Source organism: Mesorhizobium sp. M7A.F.Ca.CA.004.06.1.1, assembly GCF_003999135.1.
Lineage (GTDB): Bacteria > Pseudomonadota > Alphaproteobacteria > Rhizobiales > Rhizobiaceae > Mesorhizobium.
In genome coordinates this window covers 1-7,665 of sequence record NZ_RZPQ01000231.1, presented here as the reverse complement: position 1 = coordinate 7,665, position 7,665 = coordinate 1, and the positions used below count along the sequence as shown (strand labels likewise).

The window sequence follows — 7,665 nt, the reverse complement described above, 5'->3', positions numbered from 1 at the left end:
TCTTCGGCGAGTATCTCGGGCGCATGTACATGGAGACAAAGCGGCGGCCGCTCTACTTCGTCAACGAGATCGTTTCGCGCAGCCAGGCAGTGGAGGGCGGCGAATTGCCGGTCCATCGCCTGCAGGAGATGGCAAAGAGGGCCGCACGTGCTTGAGGCGGAGTTCGACCGGTTTGCGCGGGAATATCAGGAGCAGCATGCCGCAAGCATAAGGCTGAGCGGCGAAAACCCGGATTTCTTCGCCAGGTACAAGATCGACGACGTCGCCGCGACGCTGCGGCGGGCCGGTGTCAAACCGCGACGAATACTGGATTTCGGCGCCGGCGTCGGCAATTCGCTAGGCCATATGCGCAACGCGTTTCCCGACGCGGAGATCACCTTGCTCGATCCTTCGCGGGAATCGCTCGACATCGCCAGCAAGCGCTTTCCCGGCCAGGCCGCCTTCACGCATTTCGACGGCAAGACAATTCCCTTTGCCGACGGCAGCTTCGACCTGGCCTTCGCGGCCTGCGTCTTCCACCATATTCCCGAGAACCTGCAGATCGGGCTGTTCGCCGAGATCGGCAGGGTGCTGGCCGATGGCGGCAGCTTCTTCGTCTTCGAACACAATCCCTGGAACCCGCTGACCACGCACGCGGTGAGAAACTGTGCCTTCGACGAAAACGCGGTTTTGATAAATTCGCGCGAGATGCGCGGGCGCATGGCCGAGGCGGGCCTTGCCAATACGAGGATCGTCTACCGGATTTTCTTTCCTCGGATGCTTGCGAGACTGAGGCTGTTCGAGCGCTTCCTCACCAAGGTACCTGTCGGAGCCCAATATTTTGCGCATGTGGTCAAGCCTGCCGTTTGACTTCCCGAGGATGCTGCGATTTGGCGCCGTCGGTCTGTTGAACACGGCGCTGGGATACGCGGTCATCCTGGCCGGGCTTGCGCTTGGTCTGGGCGACATCCTTGCCAACGCCACGGGTTATGCCGCCGGCCTTGTCCTCGGCTTCTTCCTCAACCGCCAATGGACCTTCAGCAGAGTCGACGGCTTCCAGCCCGGAACCGCGCTGCGCTACGGGGGTGTCTTTCTGGTCGCCTACAGCATCAATCTGGCCGTCGTGATCGCCGCCCGTTCGGCAGGCATCGTCGAAAACCCGCTGGTCCACCTCGCGGGAATCTGCGTCTATTCGGTGGTTTTCTATCTTGGCTCGGCCCGCTTCGTGTTTGTGGGACGTGGGGACGACAGCACCGACCGCACAGTTCGGGTGGCCGACAAGCCTCGGCGGCAGCCCGCCAGTCCAACACCTTGAACCCAACTGTCACCGGAACCGATCAGAGGCGGCGCATCATGAACGACGCTCAGGCCAGTGTGGCGGCCGCGACATACAACGAGCGGAACAGGCTGATCTTCTGCCTGCTCGCGGCCTTGGCGATGGCGGGTGCGTTGGCTGCCCAGGCAGGCGCCACCCTGCAGGATCCCGACAGCTGGTGGCAAGTGAAAGTCGGTCTCGATTTCCTGACAAACCGGACATTTCCGACGGTCGATCCTTACTCCTACACGTTTGCCGGCCAGCCCTGGATTGCCAAGGAATGGCTGGGGCAGGTCCTGCTGGCTCTTGCCTACCGGGCGGGCGGCTGGAACGTGGTCGTCACCGCGATCATCGCCTCGATCTCCCTGACGGTTTTCCTCATGGGGTGGTTTCTCAGCGCATGGCTGAAACCGATCCTGGCGATTACACTGGCCTTCGCGGCGGTGTTCCTGATCAACCCGATCTTCACGGCGCGTCCGCATGTCTTCACCTTCCCGATCATCGTCATCTGGACGGCGGTGCTGTTCGGTGCGGCGAGGGAAGAACGGGCGCCGCCCTGGTGGCTGCTTGTGCTGGTCGTATTATGGGCGAACCTGCACGCCACCTTCACCTTGAGCTTCGTCATCGCGGCTTTCGCCGGTCTCGATCTGCTGGCGCGCACGGGCCTGTCAAAACCGGCCCTGCTGGCGAAGTGGATCGCGTTCGGCCTGCTTTGCCCGCTGGTCAGCCTGATCCACCCGTACGGCGTCCAGGCCATCCTGGCGACGCTCGCCGTGGCTTACGGCAACGAGGCAGTGTCGCTGATCATGGAATGGAAACCGTTCAATCCGCCGGACAGTCCCGTCCAGGAAGCGGTGATGCTGCTGGCGCTTTTCGGGCTATTAGTGTCCCGATTGCGAATTGGCTGGGCCAAGGCGTTGTTCGTCGTCTTCACCTTGCATGTCTATCTCGCCCATGTGCGCTTCATGTACCTGTTCTTCCTGCTGATTCCGCTGGTGATGGCGGCCGAGGTCGCACAGCAATATCCCTCGCTTTCAGCCACCGCGTGGCTGGCCGAAAAGCGCGACGGGCTGGAGAGATTCTTAGCCAGACGGTTCTACGCCATTTGCGGCACGGCAGCCGTTCTGCTGATTGGCGGGGTCGCTGTGCTCGGCAGCGTCTATCAGGTAGCGCCAAGTCCGAAGACATCGGCCAGCGGGGCGCTGGCATTCGCGCAAAGCCATCATCTATCCGGCAACGTGCTGAATTCCTACAATTTCGGCGGCACGCTGATTTTCCACGGGTTCAAGACCTATATCGACGGACGGACGGACCAGCTGTTCCTCGGCGGTTTCACAAAGAGCGATAACGACACCGGACGCGGCGACGGCAAGCCGCTCCTCGAAGCCCGCCTGAAGAAATACGCAATAGATTGGGCGCTGCTATCGGCCGACGACAGCCGCATTCCCTTCTTCGACCAGTTGGGCTGGAAACGGGCCTATTCGGACGACTACGCGGTAATCTATCTGCCCGGCGCCTGATCCCGGTGCGTTCCTGGCGAATTTCGCGACAGCAATATATGCCTTGACACCCATGTTGCAGCGCAGCAAAATTGCTGCCTGAGGGTAAGCCTGTGAGATCGACGAGCCGGGATTTTCAGCACGATCGACGACATCGCCGCATGAGCGTGTCGGGTGCGGCCGCACGGATCCTGGTGGTCGCGCGCGGGCCGGCCGGATGAACTACCGGCGCGACATCGACGGTCTGCGGGCCGTTGCGGTGCTGCCTGTCGTGCTCTTCCATTTCGGCGTGTCCGCCATTCCCGGCGGCTTCACCGGTGTCGACATCTTCTTCGTCATATCGGGCTATCTGATCAGCGGCAGCCTGCTCGATGATCTTGAGCGGGGCCAATTCTCGATCGGCCGCTTCTACTGGCGCCGCGCACGGCGCATCCTGCCGGCGCTGACCTTCGTCATCCTGCTCGCGAGCATTGCCGCCTGGTTCATCCTTCTGCCTTCGGATCTCCACGAATTCAGCCTCAGCGTGATCGCCGCCTCGACCTTCTGGTCGAACATCTATTTCTGGAAAACGACGAACTATTTCTCCATCGACGCCGAACTGCGGCCGCTCCTGCACACATGGTCGCTTTCGGTGGAAGAGCAGTATTATATCTTCGCGCCGATCCTCCTTTATCTGATCTACCGATACGTCTCGAAGCGCTGGCTGACGGTACTTCTGCCGATGGCCATCGGCAGCTTTGCCCTGGCAGTCATAGCAACCTCGCTGGCACCGACGGCAGGGTTCTATCTCTTGCCGACGCGCATATGGGAGCTGGCGCTGGGCGCCATGCTGATGTTGCGGAAGCCTCCGGTCCTAGCCAGTCGGCTGGCGGCGGACCTGATCGGCCTCGCCGGCTTTGCCCTCATTGCATTTGGCTTTGTGATGATTTCGGACAGCGATCCGTTTCCCGGCTACAATGCCCTATTCCCCTGCATCGGAACAGCTCTGCTGATCTATGCTGGCCAGGATAGCGCCGACAGGCCGGCACCTGTCGCCACTCGCGTGCTTCGGTTGGCGCCGCTGGTCTGGGTCGGCCTCATTTCCTATTCGCTTTACCTCGTCCACTGGCCAATCAACTCCTTCGTCCATTATCTCTCCCTGAAGACTGTCGGTGTGCCAACGATTATCGCGATGACGGTTGCCAGTTTCGCCTTGGCGGCATTCTCCTGGAAATACGTCGAGCAACCCTTCCGCCACAAACGAGCCTATACCGCCCCACTGCCCATCTTCGCCTTTTCGGCGACGGCAATCGTGCTGCTGTGCGCCGGTGGTTTGGCCGGCGCACTGGGCAACGGTTTCCCGCAACGGTTTCCGGATTTCTCGACAGAACGTATCCGGGTCGGCGACTGGCGCAACGGCATCTGTTTCAACGAAAACGGGACCCGCATCGAAGACTGGAACCTTGCCGACTGCACCCGGACAACGGGCTTTGCCACCAATGTGCTGCTGTGGGGCGATTCTTTCGCTGCCCACTATGTTCCGGGACTTGAGCCCAACGCCCAGAAAATCCAGGCCAATGTCATCCAATACACCTATGCCGGCTGTCCGCCCGACCTGACCTATTTTTCCTATGCTCGGCCCGCCTGCACCCGCTTCAACGAACGGGCCTTGTCGATCATTCGCGACGCCAACATCCAGGCGGTGATCCTGAGCGGCCGATGGACCGACTACCAGGCCAGGGGCTTCGACGGCCTGCAGAAGACGATCGATCGGCTTCGCGGGATGGGGGTCAAGGTCTATACCGTCGGCCAGTCTCCGGAATTCATCGCCGACGTCCAGAAGATCGCTTTCTTGGTGAGACGGGAGCATGCCGGAACCACATCCTGGCCGATGGCTATGGATCCGGACATCAACGCACGGGTTCTGCCGTTCACCAAAGGGGCCGATTTCATAGATCCGCTGACGTATCTGTGCGACTCGGCCGGTTGTTCATACGCCGATGCCACGACCAATGAATTTCTCTACTTCGACTATGGCCACTTCTCTTCCGCCGGCGCGACGCTGGCCATCTCGAAATACTGGCCAAGCTTCGCCACCAGCAATGAGGTCGCGGAGGCAAAACGGCAATTCACGGCCGTGGGCGCGCCGTGATCCGCAGCACGACCGTCGTGAGAACAGACCGCTTTGCGATTGCCCGAAGGCTAACCCTCATGGTAACGAGGGCGCACGCGGGTATGATGTAATGGTAGCTTGTCAGCTTCCCAAGCTGAACGCGAGGGTTCGATTCCCTCTACCCGCTCCAGTCTAAGGCGTCAGAACCATTTCAGCGCCTGCCTGTTCGTCGAACACAACCGAGCAGCCTCGCGCAAGCGCCACCGTTGCGAGGGCGTTTGCCGCCACGTCATCCGATGAAACGAAATCGCCGGTCAACACCCGCAATTCTTCAACGCCTTCAGCCATGGAAACGAAATTCCCGACCGATCGATCGTGCTTGCAGGCCTCGATCACGCAAAGCAGATCGATGATTTCGAAGCTGCGCATGTTCAGCCTCCAGAAGAAATCGCCCCTTGCAAGATCATGAACGCATCGGCGGGAAATAATGTTCCCAGCTCGCTTTCGCCGGCCTCGGCCTGGCGGTGCTTTCGCCGGACAACCTTACCCGAGCGAGCCATCATCCCACTTCCCTCAGAATGAAGTCGTGCAGCATCTTGGCGGCCGGCGACAGTGCGCGATTCCTGACCGTGATCAGGCTGTAGGGCCTGACCTCGATGTCGAATTCGGTCTGGACGACGTCGATGGCGCCGGCCAGCCCGTCAGGGTTCTGGATGAATTTCGCCACCTGGACAGAGACCGGTGCGATGGCATCGGATTGCGCGACCATGACCAGGGTCAGGAGCAGCGAACTGGTGTTCAGGATACGGTCCGGCAAAGCGATGTTGCGGTTGAGGAAGTTGCTCTCCATCGCCTGGCGCAAGGGCGAGCCGCCAGACTGGAAGACCCAGTCATAGGCGGCGGTCTCTTCCAGCCGCACCGCCTCGCCCTTGGTGAGCGGATGGCCCCGGCGCACGATCAGGCAGGCCTTCTCGACGCCGATGACGCGCGACTCGAACAGCCGCGGATTGAGGTCGTCCGGGATGCGCGCGATGATGAAGTCATGGCGCGTGGCGATCAGCTCGCGTGCCAGCACATTGGAGGTCTCGACCTGCATGGTGATCTCGATGCGCGGATAGATGCGGCGGATTTCACGAATCGCCGGCACCGCCAGCTCGATTGCCGGCGCGGTCACGGCACCCAGGAAAACCGAACCACCCTTGCCCGCCTTGAGTTCGGAAATCTCGCGGTCCACCTCGCGCATCTCCAGCAGGATCGAGCGCGCCCGCCTGGCCAAAGCCTTGCCGTATGGCGTCAAGGTGATACCGCGCGGCAGCCTCTCGCACAGCTTGACCTCCAGCACCGCCTCCATCTCTGCGATCATGCGCGAGGCCGCCGGCTGCGAAATGTTCAGAACCTGGGCTGCCGCGCTGACCCGGCTGTGGTCGTCTAGCGCGACGATCATGCGCATGTGACGCAGACTGAGACCGCTGCGCAGCAGGGTTTCGCCATCGCCCCGTGCTTCTCTGTAACCATTTGAAGCTGTTGTCGGATTCCCGGGCCGCGCCATCGCTTTTCCCTGCCTTCTGCTCGTGTAAGGCCGACCTTGGAGTCAGCCCGTCACGTCCCAATACATATACCAACCATGATATAGCAACCATCAAAGATCGCATTTGACAGTTATGGCAAAGACCCACACCCTCCGCGCGTTCCAAGACGTGACGGTCGCTGACGAGAAAAATCGTATCGATTGAATCAGCGTCTCGGGGCCATGGGAGGATACCGGAGATCGATATGACGGCAGCAGTGCCCTTGGCGCTTCTGCACGATTGCGCGGCCCGCGACCCCCGGGGTGCCGCGTCCATCAAACAGGGAGAGTTAAAGTGAAAATCATCAAGACACTGGCCGCCGTCGCGGCCCTTGGCATCGCTGCCATGACCTACTCGGCGCACGCAGCCGACAAGGGTCTTGTCGGCGTGCTGATGCCGACCAAGACCTCGCAGCGCTGGATCAATGATGGCGACGCCGTCAAGTCCCAGCTCGAGGCTCTCGGCTACACCGTCGACCTGCAATACGCGCAGGACGACATCCCCAACCAGCTCAGCCAGCTGGAAAACGAAATCACCAAAGGCCCGAAGGCGCTGATCATTGCTTCGATCGACGGCACCACCCTGTCGGATGCTCTGCAGAAGGCCGCTGACGCGGGCGTCGTCGTCGTCGCCTATGACCGCCTGATCAAGAAGACCGCCAATGTCGACTACTACACCACCTTCGACAATTTCGGCGTCGGCGTGATCCAGGCGAATTCGCTGGTCAAGGGCCTCAAGGAGCGCTTCCCGAACACCAAGCCGTGGAACGTCGAACTGTTCGGCGGCTCGCCCGACGACAACAACGCCTTTTTCTTCTACGACGGCGCGATCTCCGTCCTGCAGCCGCTGATCGACGACGGCTCGATCAAGATCAAGTCCGGCCAGACCGGCATGGACAAGGTCGGCACGCTGCGTTGGCTCGCCGCCACTGCCCAGGCGCGCATGGACAATCTGCTGTCGGCCAACTATTCGGACGGCAGCCGCGTCGATGGCGTTCTTTCGCCCTATGACGGCCTGTCGCGCGGCATCACCGCCTCGCTGCGCGCCGTCGGCTACGGCACGGACGCACAGCCCTGGCCGATCGTGACCGGCCAGGACGCCGAGACCGCTTCGGTCAAGCTTATCATCACGGGCGAGCAGTACTCGACCGTGTTCAAGGACACCCGCGAACTGGCCAAGGCCACCGTCGAACTCGTCGACAAGGTGCTCTCT

General features: G+C 61.2%; 7 protein-coding genes, 1 tRNA gene and 1 pseudogene. 7 read left to right on the top strand and 2 right to left on the bottom strand.

The genetic code is table 11. The annotated features are described in order from the left end of the window. The 6 genes and pseudogenes from EN906_RS38975 to EN906_RS15775 form a co-directional block, all read left to right on the top strand. Positions 1–155, top strand: a pseudogene (locus tag EN906_RS38975) (glycosyltransferase); the annotation flags it as partial. Continuing rightward, the gene (locus tag EN906_RS15795; protein WP_127375248.1) at positions 148–849 is read left to right on the top strand and encodes a class I SAM-dependent methyltransferase; all 702 of its coding nucleotides are present in this window, start codon (positions 148–150) and stop codon (positions 847–849) included. The pseudogene EN906_RS38975 and the gene EN906_RS15795, both read left to right, overlap by 8 nt. Continuing rightward, positions 827–1,294: a GtrA family protein gene (locus EN906_RS15790; protein ID WP_236383387.1), complete on the top strand. Its 468-nt coding sequence runs from the start codon at positions 827–829 to the stop codon at positions 1,292–1,294. Before EN906_RS15795 ends, EN906_RS15790 begins: the two co-directional genes overlap by 23 nt. 38 nt (positions 1,295–1,332) lie before the next feature. After that, entirely contained in the window at positions 1,333–2,814 is a 1,482-nt protein-coding gene (locus tag EN906_RS15785) for a hypothetical protein (protein ID WP_127266713.1), read from the top strand. A gap of 196 nt (positions 2,815–3,010) precedes the next feature. Continuing rightward, positions 3,011–4,924 (top strand): acyltransferase family protein, encoded by a 1,914-nt coding sequence (locus EN906_RS15780; RefSeq protein WP_127266712.1) that lies wholly within the window; start codon positions 3,011–3,013, stop codon positions 4,922–4,924. Positions 4,925–5,001: 77 nt separating this feature from the next. Next, positions 5,002–5,075: transfer RNA gene (locus EN906_RS15775), tRNA-Gly, on the top strand. A gap of 2 nt (positions 5,076–5,077) precedes the next feature. On the opposite strand, the gene EN906_RS15770 is transcribed toward EN906_RS15775, so the two are convergent. Next, entirely contained in the window at positions 5,078–5,314 is a 237-nt protein-coding gene (locus EN906_RS15770) for a hypothetical protein (RefSeq protein ID WP_127266711.1), read from the bottom strand. A 130-nt stretch (positions 5,315–5,444) separates the two neighbouring features. Continuing rightward, positions 5,445–6,434, bottom strand: a complete 990-nt coding sequence (locus EN906_RS15765; RefSeq protein WP_127266710.1) for a LysR family transcriptional regulator — start codon at positions 6,432–6,434, stop codon at positions 5,445–5,447. Positions 6,435–6,747: 313 nt separating this feature from the next. Here EN906_RS15765 and EN906_RS15760 point away from each other — a divergent pair. Then, positions 6,748–7,665, top strand: a 918-nt coding sequence (locus tag EN906_RS15760) for a sugar-binding protein (protein ID WP_164777190.1), incomplete at its 3' end; no start/stop codon positions are given.

Excerpts from the sequence above, each read along its gene's own strand:
- EN906_RS15790 (WP_236383387.1), top strand. The coding sequence starts at position 827 with ATGTGGTCAAGCCTGCCGTTTGACTTCCCGAGGATGCTGCGATTTGGC.
- EN906_RS15785 (WP_127266713.1), top strand. The coding sequence starts at position 1,333 with ATGAACGACGCTCAGGCCAGTGTGGCGGCCGCGACATACAACGAGCGG.
- EN906_RS15780 (WP_127266712.1), top strand. The coding sequence starts at position 3,011 with ATGAACTACCGGCGCGACATCGACGGTCTGCGGGCCGTTGCGGTGCTG.
- EN906_RS15770 (WP_127266711.1), bottom strand. The coding sequence starts at position 5,314 with ATGCGCAGCTTCGAAATCATCGATCTGCTTTGCGTGATCGAGGCCTGC.
- EN906_RS15765 (WP_127266710.1), bottom strand. The coding sequence starts at position 6,434 with ATGGCGCGGCCCGGGAATCCGACAACAGCTTCAAATGGTTACAGAGAA.